General features: G+C 70.2%; 14 protein-coding genes. 7 read left to right on the top strand and 7 right to left on the bottom strand.

What is annotated here, in order from left to right:
• Positions 1–2: 2 nt before the first annotated feature.
• On the bottom strand, positions 3–1,133 hold the full coding sequence (gene dapE / locus E3O44_RS14810) for a succinyl-diaminopimelate desuccinylase (RefSeq protein WP_134535589.1): 1,131 nt from the start codon (positions 1,131–1,133) through the stop codon (positions 3–5).
• Positions 1,134–1,195: 62 nt separating this feature from the next.
• Here dapE and dapD point away from each other — a divergent pair, with 62 nt between their 5' ends.
• Entirely contained in the window at positions 1,196–2,176 is a 981-nt protein-coding gene (gene dapD, locus E3O44_RS14805) for a 2,3,4,5-tetrahydropyridine-2,6-dicarboxylate N-succinyltransferase (RefSeq protein ID WP_134535549.1), read from the top strand.
• Between the two features lie 69 nt (positions 2,177–2,245).
• Here dapD and E3O44_RS14800 read toward each other — a convergent pair whose 3' ends face one another.
• The 4 genes from E3O44_RS14800 to E3O44_RS14785 all read right to left on the bottom strand — a co-directional run bounded on the left by E3O44_RS14800 (position 2,246) and on the right by E3O44_RS14785 (position 6,373).
• Positions 2,246–3,556, bottom strand: a complete 1,311-nt coding sequence (locus tag E3O44_RS14800) for a citrate synthase (protein ID WP_198415946.1) — start codon at positions 3,554–3,556, stop codon at positions 2,246–2,248.
• A gap of 217 nt (positions 3,557–3,773) precedes the next feature.
• Positions 3,774–4,877, bottom strand: a complete 1,104-nt coding sequence (gene dapC / locus E3O44_RS14795) for a succinyldiaminopimelate transaminase (protein WP_255454404.1) — start codon at positions 4,875–4,877, stop codon at positions 3,774–3,776.
• A 6-nt stretch (positions 4,878–4,883) separates the two neighbouring features.
• Positions 4,884–5,201 carry a ferredoxin gene (gene fdxA, locus E3O44_RS14790; protein WP_104099174.1) on the bottom strand — a complete coding sequence of 106 codons (318 nt, stop codon included), beginning with the start codon at positions 5,199–5,201 and terminating at the stop codon, positions 4,884–4,886.
• A 68-nt stretch (positions 5,202–5,269) separates the two neighbouring features.
• Positions 5,270–6,373, bottom strand: coding sequence for a PIG-L family deacetylase (locus tag E3O44_RS14785; protein WP_134535548.1), 1,104 nt, complete (start codon positions 6,371–6,373; stop codon positions 5,270–5,272).
• A 103-nt stretch (positions 6,374–6,476) separates the two neighbouring features.
• Between E3O44_RS14785 and efeU (E3O44_RS14780) the strand changes: the two genes are divergently transcribed.
• From efeU (E3O44_RS14780) to E3O44_RS14755, 6 genes are all read left to right on the top strand, one after another.
• Entirely contained in the window at positions 6,477–7,334 is an 858-nt protein-coding gene (gene efeU / locus E3O44_RS14780) for an iron uptake transporter permease EfeU (protein WP_134535547.1), read from the top strand.
• Positions 7,335–7,528: 194 nt separating this feature from the next.
• Complete coding sequence (gene efeO / locus E3O44_RS14775; RefSeq protein WP_134535546.1) at positions 7,529–8,713, top strand: iron uptake system protein EfeO; 1,185 nt, start codon at positions 7,529–7,531, stop codon at positions 8,711–8,713.
• The gene (efeB, locus tag E3O44_RS14770) at positions 8,713–10,155 is read left to right on the top strand and encodes an iron uptake transporter deferrochelatase/peroxidase subunit (RefSeq protein ID WP_134535545.1); all 1,443 of its coding nucleotides are present in this window, start codon (positions 8,713–8,715) and stop codon (positions 10,153–10,155) included. Before efeO ends, efeB begins: the two co-directional genes overlap by 1 nt.
• 117 nt (positions 10,156–10,272) lie before the next feature.
• The gene (gene efeU / locus E3O44_RS14765; protein WP_134535544.1) at positions 10,273–11,163 is read left to right on the top strand and encodes an iron uptake transporter permease EfeU; all 891 of its coding nucleotides are present in this window, start codon (positions 10,273–10,275) and stop codon (positions 11,161–11,163) included.
• Between the two features lie 38 nt (positions 11,164–11,201).
• Positions 11,202–11,978, top strand: coding sequence for an alpha/beta fold hydrolase (locus E3O44_RS14760; protein WP_134535543.1), 777 nt, complete (start codon positions 11,202–11,204; stop codon positions 11,976–11,978).
• A 64-nt stretch (positions 11,979–12,042) separates the two neighbouring features.
• Positions 12,043–13,068, top strand: a complete 1,026-nt coding sequence (locus tag E3O44_RS14755; RefSeq protein ID WP_134535542.1) for an NADPH:quinone reductase — start codon at positions 12,043–12,045, stop codon at positions 13,066–13,068.
• A gap of 17 nt (positions 13,069–13,085) precedes the next feature.
• On the opposite strand, the gene E3O44_RS14750 is transcribed toward E3O44_RS14755, so the two are convergent.
• Together E3O44_RS14750 and typA are read right to left on the bottom strand one after the other, a co-directional pair.
• A complete protein-coding gene (locus E3O44_RS14750; protein ID WP_134535541.1) occupies positions 13,086–13,541 on the bottom strand; it encodes a hypothetical protein in 456 nt (151 codons plus the stop codon).
• A gap of 89 nt (positions 13,542–13,630) precedes the next feature.
• Positions 13,631–15,541, bottom strand: coding sequence for a translational GTPase TypA (typA, locus tag E3O44_RS14745; RefSeq protein ID WP_134535540.1), 1,911 nt, complete (start codon positions 15,539–15,541; stop codon positions 13,631–13,633).
• Between the last annotated feature and the right edge of the window lie 79 nt (positions 15,542–15,620).

Here is a 15,620-nt window from a genome sequence, read left to right as displayed (position 1 = left end):
GGCTAACGCTGCTTCCGGTTCGGGGCCGCGGTCAGCCAGGAGCGGAGGGCATCTTCGCAGTCGGTGATCTGGTGCACGGCGACGCGCTCGTCGTCGGCGTGGGCCTTGAGCGGATCTCCCGGACCGTAGTTGACGGCGGGGATGCCGAGCGCGGAAAACCGGGCGACGTCGGTCCAGCCGTACTTGGGGCGGGCCTCCGCTCCGACGAAGGCGAGGAATTCCTGTGCGAGCGGAGCGTCGAGCCCCGGGCGGGCGCCCTCCGCGCGGTCGACGACGGTGACGTCGTAACCGGCGAACAGCTCGCTCACGTGCTCGAGGGCCTCGGCGGAACTGCGACTCGGGGCGAACCGGTAGTTGATGTGCACCATGCACTCGTCGGGAATGACGTTCCCGGCGATGCCGCCGCTGATCCCGACCGCGTTCAGGCCCTCCCGGTAGACGAGCCCTTCGACCTCGACGGCGCGGGGTTCGTAGCCGGCGAGGATGGCGAGGATCGGTGCGGCCTTGTGGATGGCGTTCTCGCCGACCCAGCTGCGGGCGGAGTGGGCACGCAGACCGTGGGTGCGCACCTCGACCCGCAGGTTGCCGTTGCAGCCGCCCTCGACCTGCCCGTTGCTCGGCTCGCCGAGGATCGCGAAGTCGCCCTCGAAGAGATCGGGCCGGGCCAGGGCGAGCCGGCCGAGGCCGTTGAGGTCGTCAGAGACCTCCTCGTGGTCGTACCACATCCACGTCACGTCGAGGCCGGGCTCGGTGAGCTCGGCGGCGAGCTTCAGCTGCACGGCGACACCCGCCTTCATGTCCACGGTGCCTCGTCCCCAGAGGTAGTCGAGGTCGTCGACGGTCTCGAACCGGGTCGGCAGGTTGTCGTTGACCGGGACGGTGTCGAGGTGTCCGGCGATGATGACGCGCTGGGCGCGGCCGAGGCGGGTGCGGGCGACGATCGTGTCGCCGTCGCGGATGATCTCGAGGTGCGCGAGGCCGGCGAGCGCACGCTCGACGGCGTCGGCGAGGGGGGTTTCGTTGCCGGAGACGGACTCGATGTCGCAGATCGCCTGGGTGATCGCGACAGACGATGCGGCCAGGTCGAGCGGTCCGGCGCGGCGGGCGCCCGTGGCATCCGGTGCGGGGTTCACGTACGGGTTCACGGGCGGGGACGCGGGCTGGGGGGTCGAAGGCACCCTACTAATCTAGAGGAATGACCACGCGACAGTCCCCCCAGCCCGCCGTTCCGACCACAGCCTGGGGCTACGGCCTGGCCACCATCGCCCAGGACGGCACGGTCCTCGACACCTGGTTCCCCGCTCCCCTGCTCGGCTCCCTGCCCGCCGGTCGCGACCCGTGGATCGTGCCCGCCTCGGTCACCGAACTCGCCGGGCCGGACCCGCGGCGCGCGGTGCGCCTCGAGACCGTGACGATCGAGATCGACCTGACCGCTCCCCCGGCCGGCACGTCGGACGCCTACCTGCGCCTGCACCTGCTCTCGCACCTGCTCGTCCTGCCGAACAGCATCAACCTCGACGGCATCTTCGGCCACCTGCCCGTCGTGGTGTGGACGAACGCCGGCCCGATGCTGCCCGCCGACTTCGACCGGCTGCGACCGGCGCTGCAGCGCGCGGGCATCCAGGCCGGCGGCGTGGACAAGTTCCCGCCGCTGCTGAACTACGTCACCCCCGACCGGGTGCGGATCGCCGACGCCTCCCGGGTGCGTCTCGGCGCCTACCTCTCCCCCGGCACAACGGTCATGCACGAGGGCTTTGTCAACTTCAACGCGGGCACCCTCGGCGTCTCCATGGTCGAGGGGCGCATTTCGCAGGGTGTCGTCGTCGGCAACGGCGCGGACATCGGCGGTGGAGCCTCGATCATGGGCACCCTGTCCGGTGGCGGGACCGAGCGCGTGCGCATCGGCGAACGGGCCCTGCTCGGCGCCAACTCCGGCATCGGCATCTCGATCGGCGACGATTCCGTCGTCGAGGCCGGGCTCTACGTCACGGCGGGCACGAAGGTGTCCCTGCCCGACCAGCCGCGCACCGCGGACGGCCGCATGCAGACGATGAAGGCCGTCGAGCTGTCCGGGGTGCCGAACCTGCTCTTCCGCCGCAACTCGATGTCGGGCGCCGTCGAGGTGCTCGCCCGCAGCGGGAACGGAATCGTCCTCAACGAGCAACTGCACGCCTGACCCCGGCACGATACGACGGATGCCCGGCACGCGTTGGCGTGCCGGGCATCCGTCGTTCTGTGCGTACGGCTAGCGGCGGGGGAAGTCCCGCGCCGGAGAGCCCGTGTAGAGCTGCTGCGGGCGGCCGATCTTCGTGGTCGGGTCCGCGTTCATCTCGCGCCAGTGCGCGACCCAGCCCGGCAGGCGGCCCACCGCGAACAGCACGGTGAACATGCTCGTCGGGAAGCCCATCGCCTTGTAGATGACTCCGGTGTAGAAGTCGACGTTCGGGTAGAGCTTGCGCTCACGGAAATAGTCGTCATTGAGGGCGATGTGCTCGAGCTCCTTGGCGATGTCGAGGAGGTCGTCCTTGACGCCGAGGGCGGCGAGCACCTCGTCTGCGCTCTCCTTGACGAGGGTCGCGCGCGGGTCGTAGTTCTTGTAGACCCGGTGGCCGAAGCCCATCAGGCGAACGCCCTGCTCCTTGTTCTTGACCCGCTCGACGAACTTCTCGACGCTTTCGCCGGAGGCCCTGATCTCGCCGAGCATCTTGAGTACGGCCTCGTTCGCACCGCCGTGCAGCGGGCCGGAGAGCGCGCTGATTCCGGCGGACACCGAGGCGAACAGGTTGGCCTCCGTGGAGCCGACGAGGCGAACGGTCGACGTCGACGCGTTCTGCTCGTGGTCTTCGTGCAGCATCAGCAGGCGTTCGAGCGCCTTACTCACCACGGGATCGACTTCGTAGGGCTCAGCAAGGGTCCCGAAGATCAGCTTGAGGAAGTTGTCGACGTAGCCAAGGGAGTTGTCCGGGTAGAGGAATGCCTGTCCGACGCTCTTCTTGTGGGCGTATGCCGCCATCACCGGAAGCTTGGCGAGCAGGTGGATCGTGGCGGTCTCGACCTGCTCCGGGTCGTTCGGGTTGAGCGAGTCCTGGTAGTACGCGGCCATCGCGGAGACGCCGGAGGCGAGCACGGCCATCGGGTGCGCGTTGAACGGCAGCACGTCGAAGAAGCGGCGCATGTCCTCGTGCAGCAGGGTGTGCTTGCGGATGCGCTTGTCGAAGGCCTCGAGTTCGCCGGCGCTCGGCAGCTCGCCGTAGATGAGCAGCCACGCGGTCTCGAGGAAGTTGGAGTTCTGGGCGATCTGCTCGATCGGATAGCCGCGATACCGCAGGATGCCCTTGCCGCCGTCGATGTACGTGATCGCCGAACGGGTCGCCGCTGTGTTCACAAAGCCGGAGTCCAGCGTGACGAGCCCGGTCTGTTTGGTGAGCGTCGAGATGTCGATGCCGGAGGGGCCGTCGGTCCCATGGGCGATCGGGAACTCGGCGATGCCCCCTGGGAAGGCGAGCGTCGCCCCCAGCGGGTCGATGGACGGTGTTCGCTGTACGACGTCGCTCACGGCGCCTCCCTGAATATCACTGAGTGTCACTGAATCACTGCCTTACGGACTGGGGGTGGCCGCCATGGCACACCGGTGTGGCTGGAGACGTCCAAGCGGATACAGCCTAATCGGCCCCACCACCTACTGTTGCATCCGCCAAACTTTCGGCAGTTTCACCGGAGGAGATCTACAAGAATGGCGATGCCACCCGGTCCGGGTACACCGTGGGCAGTTGCTACTCTAGCGACCGGAGCCGGACGGCGGCTGCGTGGATGCGCTCATCCGTCGCCGTGAGCGAGAATCGGACGTGCTGCGGGTACCCGTCCCCATAGAAGGATCCCGGCCCGGCGAGGATACCGAGCCCGGCGAGTTCGGCGATCGACTGCCAGCAGTCGGCCCCCTTCGTTGCCCACAGGTACAGGCCGGCCTCACTCCGGTCGATCCGGTACCCGGCGGCCTCGATTGCCGGCACGAGCACGGCACGCCTGCCGCGGTACCGTTCACGCTGCGCCGCCACGTGGGCGTCGTCGCCGAGGGCGGCCACCATCGCGGCCTGGAGCGGCTGCGGGAGCATCAGGCCGGCGTGCTTGCGCACGGTGAGCACCCGGGCGAGCACGGTGGCGCAGCCGGCCGCGAAGGCGCCGCGGTAGCCGGCCATGTTCGACTGCTTGCTGAGGGAATAGATGGCGAGCACGTTGCGCCGGTCGGTGCCGATCACGCGCGGGTCGAGGATGCTGGGAATCGGCTCGGACGCCCAGGGCCCGGCCCAGCCGAGCTCGGCGTAGCATTCGTCGGACACGATCACGGCCCCGAGCTCCCGCGCGCGTTCGACGGCGGCACGCAGTTCGGACACCGACAGCACGCGGCCGTCGGGGTTTCCCGGGCTGTTCAGCCAGATGAGCTTCGTCGCGGACGGCCACGCGGCCGGGTCATCGGAGGCGAACGCGTCGCATCCGGCCATCGCGGCACCGATCGCATAGGTGGGGTAGGCCGCGAGGGGGTGCACGACGGTGTCGCCCTCGCCGAGGCCGAGCATGAAGGGCAGCAGGGCGACGAGCTCTTTGGAGCCGATCGTGGGAAGCACGTTCGCCGGGGTCAGCGTCACCCCGCGACGGCGTGCGTACCAGTCGACGATCGCGGCCTGCAGCTCAGGCGTGCCGACGGTCTGCGGGTACGCGTGGGCATCCGTCGCCTCGGCGAGGGCGTGGCGCACGACGTCGGGGGTCGGATCGACGGGCGAGCCGATCGACAGGTCGACGATGCCGTCGGCGTGCGCGCGGGCCTGGGCCGCGAACGGCGCCATCTGGTCCCACGGGTAGTCGGGGAGCGGCTTGAGCACGGTCGGTTAGACCTGCGGGGGCAGGACGGCGATGATCGGGTGGTCCTTGTGGATCACGCCGACCTTCGCGGCGCCGCCGGGAGACCCGATGTCATCGAAGAATTCGACGTTGGCCTTGTAGTACTCGGCCCACTGCTCGGGGACGTCGTCCTCGTAGTAGATGGCCTCGACGGGGCAGACCGGTTCGCAGGCACCGCAGTCGACGCATTCGTCCGGGTGGATGTAGAGGGAACGGTCACCCTCGTAGATGCAGTCGACCGGGCATTCGTCCACGCAGGCGCGGTCTTTCACGTCGACACACGGCAGGGCAATGACATAGGTCACGAGCGGGGAGCTCCCTTCACGAGCTGAACGTCCAGTCTAGGACAAGCGCCCTCGGTCGAGCGCCCGCCTCAGGCGCCCCGGCCCGGCCGGGTGCTCCGCTGCGGGAGCCGCGGCCAGGCCAGCACGAGTGAGGCGACAAGGGTCGGCAGCGCCGTCCACAGGGTGCCGGCCAACCCGGCGGGCACGAGCACGGAACCGCCCGTGCTCTTCAGTGAGAGCAGGAAGATCGATCCGACGAGGCCGATCGTGCACGCGAGCACGACGACCCGGTCGTCGAGCACGAGCCGGAGGCCGATGAGGAGGGCGCTCGCGGCGAGCGTCGCGAGCACGAGCCCGGCGGGCAGGGTCACGGAGCCGACCGACACGGTGGCCTGGTGCGCCACTGTGCCGAGCACCCCGAAGACCACGCCGGCGGCGAACGCGACGAGACTCGCGAGGGCGCGCAAGGCCCCGGTCGCGACGGGGCCGGCCGGCGCCGGGGAGACCAGCTTCGGGGCATCCTCCTGGTCCGCTGCGGGCTGCGGCGCCGGGGCGGCGGATGCCGCGGACCGGTCTGCGAACGCGGCCGGCGGCGGAGTGTCCCGCAGGTAGGTCTCTGTTCCCGTCACCGTCCCGGCCGGGGCGCCCGGCCGGACGGCCGACACGACGCGTCCGTCCACGGTCCACCGGTCGGAGTATTCGGAGAGGGCGGCGAGCTTCTGCCCGAGGTGATCGCTGACGTCGATCGCGACGATCCGCTGCCCGATGGCCTCGGTGACCCCGCGGCTCACGAAGACCGGCACGCGGGACACGCGTGCGGCATCCGCTGCGGCAGCCTGGAGCAGCTCGCTGCGGGCGCCGATCACGATCGCCGTCGCCCTGACCTCGTCGAGCACGGCGCGCACGGCCGCCGCCGGGTCGGCGGCGACGGGCAGGAAACGCCAGTCGCTGACTCCGAGTGCGGAGAGTGCTGCACGCACCTCGGAGCTCGCCCCCGCGGTGCTGTCGCCGTCGTCCCCCGGCGCCCGGGCGCCGAAGAGCACGACGACCTCTGCGTCATCGCCGCGCAGGCGGGCGATGGTGCCGCCGGTGAACCAGGCCTCGTCGCCGGGCCCGTCGTGCACGAAGACGACGCGTTCTGCACTGCCGGACATGACCATCGATGAGCTCCCCAGGGTCGGATTGGCGGACACCCACCTCAGAATAATAACTGGACAATTCCGGGCGACCGCCGGTAGAGTCGCTCAGGTAAGGATAGCCTTACCAACATCGACCGCTCCCGAAGACCAGGACACCGTGCTCGCAAATTATCTGATCGGCCTGCGTGAGGGCCTCGAAGCCGCTCTCATCGTGACGATCCTCGTCGCCTACGTCGTCAAGATCGGGCGGAAGGACGTGCTGCCGCGGATCTGGGCGGGCGTCGGCCTCGCCGTGCTCCTCGCGCTCGGCATCGGCGCGCTGCTCACCTACGGCACCTCCACGCTCTCGTTCGCCGCGCAGGAAACGATCGGCGGCCTGCTCTCGATCGCCGCGACCGGCCTCGTGACCTGGATGGTGTTCTGGATGCTGCGCACCGCGCGCACCCTCTCGAGCCACCTGCGCGGCAGCATCGACAAGTCCCTGCTCGGCACCGGCATCGGACTCGTCGTCGTCGCCTTCATCGCCGTCGGCCGGGAGGGCATCGAAACGGCGCTGTTCCTCTGGGCCGCCGTGCAAGCGACCGGCGAGACCACCCTGCCGCTGATCGGCGCCTTCCTCGGCATCGTCACGGCCGCGGGGCTCGGCTGGCTGATCTACTCGGGGATGCTGCGGATCAACCTCTCGAAGTTCTTCACCTGGACCGGCGGCATCCTCATCGTCGTCGCGGCCGGCGTGCTCTCCTATGGCGTGCACGACCTGCAGGAGGCCGGCGTCCTGCCCGGCCTGCACAGCATCGCCTTCGACGTGAGCGCGGCCATCCCGCCGGACAGCTGGTACGGCACCCTGCTCAAGGGAACGCTCAACTTCTCCCCCGCGACGACCTGGCTCGAACTCCTGGTCTGGGTCGCCTACGTCGGCACCACGCTCACCTTCTTCGCCCGCGCTGTCCGCCGCGGCCGCCCCAGCACCGCTGCGCCGGAGACTCTGCCTGAAGAGGTCCTGGCCGGCGCCTGACCGACCGGAAGCCCGAAAGACTCCGTCGGACTCGTCCGGCGAATTCGTTCGGGCGCCTGCTCCGTCGACCCGTCGACACCCCTCCCGCCGCCGACCATCCCTGCGCCGCAGCAACGGATGCCCGCACTCCCGGCATCCGCCCACCGGCCCGTTCCTCCCGCACCACCACCCCGCTCACCACCCCTAAGGACTCCATGCAGCCCCGACTCCTTCCCCTCGCCGCCCTCGCCGCGGCGACCGCGCTCGCCCTCACCGGCTGCGTCCCGAACGCCTCGGCGCCCGGAGCGACGCACGCCGCCCTGACCGTCGACAGCAGCGCGACGGCGTGCACGGTGTCGGCCTCCACGGCATCCGCAGGCAACGTCACGTTCACGGTCTCGAACTCCGGAGACCAGGTCACCGAGTTCTACCTCCTCGGCGACGACCAGCTCCACATCGTGGGCGAGGCGGAGAACATCGGCCCCGGCCTCAGCCGCACCCTCGTCGTCGACCTGAACGCCGGCAGCTACTTCACCGCGTGCAAGCCCGGCATGACCGGTGCGGGTATCGGCCAGGCCCCGTTCACCGTGACCCCGTCGAGCGCAGCGGATGCGGCGACGAACGCCCCAGGTGACGCCGACCTCGCTGCCCGCGTCGAGACCGCGAACGCCAACTACGCCTCCTATGTGAAGGACCAGATCGGCCAGCTCGTCACCGGGACGGCAGCCTTCGCCGCCGCGTACACCGCAGGCGACGACGACACCGCGCGCACGCTCTACGCGGCCACCCGCGCGCACTGGGAGCGCGTCGAGACCGTCGCGGAATCGTTCGGCGACCTCGACCCGAAGCTCGACCTGCGCGAGGCCGACCTCGAAGAGGGCCAGGACTGGACCGGCTGGCACGCCATCGAGAAGGACCTCTGGCCCGCCGACGCCGAAGCCGGCTTCGCCGCGTACCCCGCCGCCGAGCGCGCCCGCCTGGCCGGACTGCTCGTCGCGGACACGGCGACCCTGAACGAGAAGGTGCAGCCGCTCAGCTTCACCCTCGCCCAGCAGACCAACGGCGCGATCGGCCTCCTCGACGAGGTCGCGACCGGCAAGGTCACCGGCGAGGAGGAGGTCTGGTCGCACACCGACCTCTGGGACTTCCAGGCCAACGTCGACGGCGCCCGGGTGCTCTACGCCGGGGTGCGAGACGTGCTCGTGCAGAAGGACGCCGACCTCGCGGCGACCCTCGACACCCGCTTCGCGGCCCTGCAGGCCCTCCTCGACGCCCAGCGCGTCGGCGACGGCTTCGTGCTCTACACCGACCTGTCCACCGGGACCGTCAAGGGCCTCGCCGACCAGGTCAACGCCCTCGCCGAGCCCCTCGGCCGGCTCACCGCGGCCCTCGTCCTCTGATGCAGGGCGGCGATTCGCGAGAGCGGAAAAGTGGCCCCTTCCCGGGCGCCGAAGGGGCCGAAACTCCGCTCTCGCGGGAAGACGGGGAGGAACGGAAGGACCGGGCGGATGCCGGCGCGAACGCGTCCGGGACGGCGTCCGTGGTCGGGGCAGCCGCGGAGGGCCCGCGCGGCACCTCCCGGCGCGGCATCTCCCGGCGCGGACTCTTCGGCCTCGCCGGGGCCGGCGTCGCGGGCCTCGGCATCGGGATCGCCGCGGACCGCGGGGTCCAGGCCGTCGCAGCGGCGGGCGCACCGGCCGCCGGCAGCACCGTCTACCCGTTCTACCAGGAGCACCAGGCCGGCATCGTGACGCCCGCCCAGGACCGGCTGCACTTCGCGGCGTTCGATCTGGCACCGGGGGCCACCCGCGCCGACCTGATCTCCCTGCTGCAGGACTGGACCGCCGCGGCAGCGGCCCTGACCGCCGGGCGCGACATCGGCAGCTACGGCGCCGTCGGCGGGCCGTACGACGCCCCGCCGGAGGACACCGGCGAGGCGTTCGGCCTGCCTCCGGCCGGCCTGACGATCACGGTCGGCTTCGGGCCGACGCTCTTCGAGACGAGTGCAGGTCTGGACAGGTTCGGCCTCGCATCCGCCCGCCCGGACGCGCTCGTCGATCTGCCGCACTTCCCCGGCGACCAGCTCGAGGCCGCGCGCGGCGGCGGCGACCTCTGCATCCAGGCCTGCGCGGACGACCCGCAGGTCGCGGTGCACGCGATCCGCAACCTGTCCAGGATCGCCTTCGGGCGCGCGGCGATCCGCTGGTCGCAGCTCGGCTTCGGCCGCACCTCCTCGACGAGCACGAGCCAGGCCACCCCGCGCAACCTCTTCGGCTTCAAGGACGGCACCGCCAACGTCAAGGCGGAACAGCCGGCCGTCGTGGACGAGCACGTCTGGGTCGGTGCGGGCGACGGTCCCGCGTGGCTCACCGGGGGCTCCTACCTCGTCGCCCGGCGGATCCGGATGACGATCGAGACCTGGGACCGCACCGCGCTCCGCGAACAGGAAACCGTGTTCGGCCGTACCAAGGGTGAGGGCGCTCCGCTCTCCGGGGGCACCGAGTTCACCGAGCCCGACTTCGCGAGCACCGGCAACACGGGCGCCCCGCTGATCGCCGCGACCTCGCACGTGCGCCTCGCGCATCCCGCCCAGAACAACGGGGTGCAGCTGCTGCGGCGCGGCTACAACTTCGTGGACGGCAACGACGACCTCGGCCGGCTCGAGGCCGGGCTGTTCTTCATCAGTTACCAGCGCCGGCCGTCGCAGTTCACGACGGTGCAGCTCGCGCTCGCCCGGCACGACGCCATGAACGAGTACGTCCGGCACGTCGGTTCGGCGCTCTTCGCGGTCCCGCCCGGTGCCGCCCGCGGCAGCTACCTCGGCGCCGCCCTCTTCGCCTGACCGGGCGGGAGGATCCTCGTGGATTCTCAGAATCTCAGGGGCGGATGGTAAGGGTAGGCTTACCAACTCCGTGGTACTCTCGGTGCGCATCACCCACCAGACCAGAACCGGAGTGCCGTGCTCGCCAACTACCTGATCGGACTCCGTGAGGGTCTCGAAGGTGCCCTCATCGTCACCATCCTCGTCGCCTACCTCGTGAAGGTCGCCCGCCGCGACCTGCTGGGCCGGCTCTGGACGGGCGTCGGCCTGGCCGTGCTCCTCGCCCTCACGATCGGCGCCGTGCTCACGTTCGGCACCGCGAGCCTTCCGGAATCCGCCGAACCGGCCATCGCCGGCTCGCTCTCCGTCGCCGCGACCGGCCTGGTCACCTGGATGGTCTTCTGGATGCTGCGCACGGCCCGCGACCTGAGCGGTCACCTCCGCGGCACCATCGACCGCTCCCTCGTGGGCACCGGCGTCGGCCTCGTCCTGGTCGCCTTCCTCGCCGTCGGGAGGGAAGGCATTGAAACGGCCCTGTTCATCTGGGCCGCCGTGCAGTCCACCGGGGAGACCACGCTGCCGCTCATCGGAGCCGCGCTCGGCATCCTCACCGCCGTCGCCCTCGGCGCACTCATCTACTTCGGCATGCTCAAGATCAACCTCGCGCGGTTCTTCACCTGGAGCGGGGCGATCCTGATCGTCGTCGCGGCCGGAGTGCTCTCCTACGGCGTGCACGACCTGCAGGAGTCCGGCATCCTGCCCGGTGAGCACGCCCTCGCCTTCGACGTGAGCAGCGCGATCCCGCCGGAGAGCTGGTACGGCACCCTGTTGAAGGGCACCCTGAACTTCTCGCCGGAAACCACCTGGCTCTCGCTCCTCGCCTGGCTCGCCTATACCGGCACCGTGCTCACGCTCTTCCTCGTGAAGAGCGCCCGGGGCCGGACCGTGCGCCCGCTCGCGGTCCCGCGCGCGGCTGGAACCAGCACGGCGGCAACCGCCACTGCGACGGTGCCCGCGCCCATCCACTGATCACCGCCGCCGATAGCCACCAACCCGAGGAGAGCCAGATGCCCGAATTCGTCCGGTCAGCCGATGGAACGCAGATCGCCTTCGAGAGAGCCGGTTCCGGGGACCCCGTCATCGTCATCGGCGGGGCCTTCAACACCCGGTCCTCCCCGTACCCTCTCGTCACGCTGCTCGCCGAGCATTTCACCGTGTTCACCTACGACCGGCGGGGCAAGGGCGACAGCCCCGAGACGCACCCCTACGCCGTCGAACGCGAGATCGAGGACCTCGCGGCCCTCGTCGCCGTTGCCGGGGGCGCGGCCGGAGTGTACGGCCACTCGTCCGGAGCGATCCTGGCGATCGAGGCCGCCGCGGCCGGCGTGCACGTCACCCGGCTCGCGGTCTACGAGCCTCCGTACACCGCCGACCCGGAGCACCCGGCACCGGCGGACGACCTCGGCCTCCAGGCCGCCCTCGACGCGGGAGACCCGGCCACCGCGGCGACGCTCTTCCTCCGCATCACCGGGATGGACGACGCGGCCGTTGGCTTCATCACGTCCGCCCCGTTCTGGCCGGGGCTCGTCCACCTCGCCCCCACCCTGCCGCACGAACTCGCCCTCACGGCCGACGGCGTGCCCCCGGTGGGTCGCCTGGCCGCGATCACGGCGCCGACGCTGGCACTCGCGGGCGGCCGGAGCCCCGCCTGGGCGGCCCGTGCAGCCGAGGCGGTGGCGTCCTCCGTCGCCGACGGCAGTGTGCTGACCGTTCCCGGCCAGGATCACGACGTCGACCAGACCGTACTGGCCCCGCTGCTCGCCGAGTTCTTCCTGGGCCGCTGACCGAGTTCCACCCATTCCGCGCAACTGCGGGAACCTTTTCCGTCGCCGGAACGTTGGACAGAGCATGAGAGCAATCGTCTACAGCGCAACCGGCACCCCCGACGTCCTCCGGCTCGTCGAACGCGACCTGCCGCAGCCCGGCCCCGGCGAGGTGCGCGTGCGCATCCTCGTCTCGGGCGTGAACCCCACCGACTGGAAGTCCCGCGCGGGCAGCAGGCCCGGCGAGGCGCTTGCGTTCCCGGAGGTCGTGCCGAACCAGGACGGCGCAGGCATCGTCGACGCAGTCGGCGCGGGCGTCGAGCGCCTGGACGTCGGCGACCGGGTCTGGACGGCCATCGCCGCGTACGGCCTCGCCTCGGGCGGCACCGCCCAGGACTACACCGTGCTCCCCGCCGAGCGGGTGTACCCGCTGCCGGACTCGGCGAGCTTCGACCTCGGTGCGACCCTCGGCGTTCCCGCGATGACCGCCCACCGCGCGCTCACCGTCGCGGAGGACGGTCCCCGTCGCCTCTCCCCCGGTGCTCTCGCCGGCCGGGTGGTCCTGGTGGCCGGCGGGGCGGGTGCGGTCGGCCACGCGGCCATCGAGCTCGCCCGCTGGGCGGGGGCGACCGTCATCACCACCGTCAGCGGCGCGGAGAAGGGTGCACTCGCATCCGCCGCCGGCGCGCACCACATCGTGAACTACCGAGACACGGATGCCGCCCGCGCCATCCGCGCACTGGCGCCCGACGGCGTCGACCTCGTCGTCGAGGTCGCTCCCGCGCAGAACGCGGCGCTCAACGCGGCCGTGATCCGCACCCGTGGCTCGATCGCGGTCTATGCGACGACGGGCGAGCCGCTCACGCTCGACATCCGCGCCCAGATGACCCTCAACGTGCGGTACCAGTTCCAGTTGCTCTACACGCTCGGCCAGGATCTGCTGGACGCCGCGGCGGCCGACATCGGCGCCGCCATCGATGACGGCGCTCTCCGCGTCGGCGTCGAGGCAGGCCTGCCCCTGCACCGCTTCCCGCTCGAGCGCACGGCCGACGCGCACGCCGCCGTCGAGGCCGGAGTGGTGGGCAAGGTCCTCATCGACGTCGCCCCCTGACGGGACGAGCGGTCAGGTCAGGAGACCGGGGTGACCGTGTACAGCAGGCCGTCGGGTCCTCCGGCGACGACCACGGCGTAGTGGTCGTTCTTCATCGAGACCAGACCGGCTGAGCCGACCGTCGCGGACACGTTGCCGCCGGCCACGAAACCGGCCGCGGTCAGGCTGCTGGTGGCCTCGGCGATGGGATCGGCGGCGCTCGCCTTCACGGTCACGGTCCAGCCCGGCTTGTCGCCCTTCTGGACCGCGGCGAACAGGATCTTGCCTTCGACGACCGGCACCTCGGCCGGCCAGCCGGACGGGAGTGCGCCGCCGAGGCTCACGTCGCCGTTGGTCGCGCCCTGCACGGCCCCGTTGACGGCGTTCTGAGCCGCGTCGGCGGTGCATCCGGTCAGCAGCGTGCCGCCGACCAGGGTGAGCGCGATCGTCGCCAGGACTCGGACGTGGAGCAGGGATGTCGTCATCTTCTTCATTTCCTCAGTGTCGGGGGACAAAAAGCGGCGCCGGCAGTGCCGCCCTGATGTATCAGAGCGTAACCGCCGGCGCCGCCGACAAGCTGGGACTAGTTGGCGTCCTGCTTCTTGATGCGCGAGACGTTGCGTGCGCGAGCGGATGCCGCGAGTTCGACCTTGCGGATCCGCACGATCGCGGGGGTCACCTCGACGCACTCGTCTTCACGGGCGAACTCGAGGCACTCCTCGAGCGTCAGCTGACGCGACGGCGTCATCGACTCGAACGTGTCGGAGGTGGACTGACGCATGTTGGTCAGTTTCTTTTCCTTGGTGATGTTGACGTCCATGTCGTCGGCGCGCGAGTTCTCGCCGATGACCATGCCTTCGTAGACCTCTTCGGTCGGGTTGACGAAGAAGGACATCCGCTCCTGCAGGGCGATGATCGCGAACGGCGTGACGACACCGTTACGGTCGGCGACGATCGAGCCGTTGTTACGGGTGACGATCGGGCCGGCCCAGGCCTCGTAGCCGTGGAAGATCGCGTTGGCGATACCGGTACCGCGGGTGTCGGTGAGGAACTGGGTGCGGAAGCCGATCAGGCCGCGCGACGGAACGATGAATTCCATCCGGACCCAGCCGGTGCCGTGGTTCGCCATGTTCTCCATGCGACCCTTGCGAGCGGCGAGGAGCTGCGTGATCGCGCCGAGGTACTCTTCGGGCGAGTCGATGGTGAGGTGTTCGTACGGCTCGTGGATCTTGCCGTCGACGCGGTGCACGACGACCTGTGGCTTGCCGACGGTGAGCTCGAAGCCTTCACGACGCATCTGCTCGACGAGGATGGCGAGGGCGAGTTCGCCACGACCCTGGACCTCCCAGGCGTCCGGGCGTCCGATGTCGACGACCTTGAGGGAGACGTTACCGACAAGTTCGCGGTCGAGACGGTCCTTGACCATGCGGGCGGTGAGCTTGTGGCCCTTGACCTTGCCCATGATGGGCGAGGTGTTGGTGCCGATCGTCATCGAGATGGCGGGCTCGTCGACCGTGATGGTCGGCAGCGCGCGGGGGTCGTCGGGGTCTGCGAGGGTCTCACCGATGGTGATGTCCTCGAAGCCGGCGACGGCGACGATGTCGCCGGGGCCGGCGCTCTCGGTCGGGTAGCGGTCGAGCGCCTTGGTGATCAGGAGCTCGGTGACGCGCACGTTGTGGACCGAACCGTCGTGCTTGATCCAGGCGACGGTCTGACCCTTGCGGATCGTGCCGTGGAAAACGCGCAGCAGCGCGAGGCGGCCGAGGAAAGGCGAGGCGTCGAGGTTGGTGACGTGGGCCTGCAGCGGGTGCTCGTCGTCGTAGACGGGGGCCGGGATGTGCTCGAGGATCGCTTCGAAGAGCGGCTCGAGGTCGGCGTTGTCGGGCAGCTGGCCGTTCTCGGGCTGGTTGCGGCTCGCGGCGCCGTTACGGCCGGACGCGTAGACGACGGGGACGTCGAGGATGGCGTCGAGGTCGAGGTCGGGGTGCGTGTCGGCCATGTCGCTCGCGAGACCGATGAGCAGGTCCTGGCTCTCCGCGACGACCTCTTCGATACGCGCGTCGGGACGGTCGGTCTTGTTGACCAGGAGGATCACGGGCAGGTGGGCCTCGAGCGCCTTGCGCAGCACGAAACGGGTCTGCGGCAGCGGGCCCTCGCTCGCGTCGACGAGGAGAACGACACCGTCGACCATGGACAGGCCGCGCTCGACCTCGCCACCGAAGTCGGCGTGGCCGGGGGTGTCGATCACGTTGATCGTGATGGGGCCGTCGGTGGCGTGGATGCCCTTGTACGAGATCGCCGTGTTCTTGGCGAGGATGGTGATGCCCTTTTCGCGCTCGAGCTCGTTCGAGTCCATCGCGCGCTCGTCCACGTGCGAGTGGTCGGAGAACGAGTTGGTCTGCTGGAGCATCGCGTCAACCAGCGTGGTCTTGCCGTGGTCGACGTGGGCGACGATTGCGACATTTCGGAGGTTATTGCGCGTGGCAATCGCCATGAAGTGAATCCTTACGAAGAATGATGCCGCGGACAAACGGATGCGGCGAAGAATGGATGTATGTGGTCAAGGTCCGACC

Source organism: Cryobacterium algoricola (genome assembly GCF_004402485.1).
GTDB classification, from domain to species: domain Bacteria; phylum Actinomycetota; class Actinomycetes; order Actinomycetales; family Microbacteriaceae; genus Cryobacterium; species Cryobacterium algoricola.
This window is presented reverse-complemented; position numbering and strand designations above follow the sequence as displayed.

What these genes read in the sequence shown, in the direction of transcription:
- E3O44_RS14750 (WP_134535541.1), bottom strand. Translation starts at nt 13,541, where the DNA reads ATGAAGAAGATGACGACATCCCTGCTCCACGTCCGAGTCCTGGCGACG.
- E3O44_RS14755 (WP_134535542.1), top strand. Translation starts at nt 12,043, where the DNA reads ATGAGAGCAATCGTCTACAGCGCAACCGGCACCCCCGACGTCCTCCGG.
- dapD (WP_134535549.1), top strand. Translation starts at nt 1,196, where the DNA reads ATGACCACGCGACAGTCCCCCCAGCCCGCCGTTCCGACCACAGCCTGG.
- E3O44_RS14760 (WP_134535543.1), top strand. Translation starts at nt 11,202, where the DNA reads ATGCCCGAATTCGTCCGGTCAGCCGATGGAACGCAGATCGCCTTCGAG.
- efeB (WP_134535545.1), top strand. Translation starts at nt 8,713, where the DNA reads ATGCAGGGCGGCGATTCGCGAGAGCGGAAAAGTGGCCCCTTCCCGGGC.
- efeO (WP_134535546.1), top strand. Translation starts at nt 7,529, where the DNA reads ATGCAGCCCCGACTCCTTCCCCTCGCCGCCCTCGCCGCGGCGACCGCG.
- typA (WP_134535540.1), bottom strand. Translation starts at nt 15,541, where the DNA reads ATGGCGATTGCCACGCGCAATAACCTCCGAAATGTCGCAATCGTCGCC.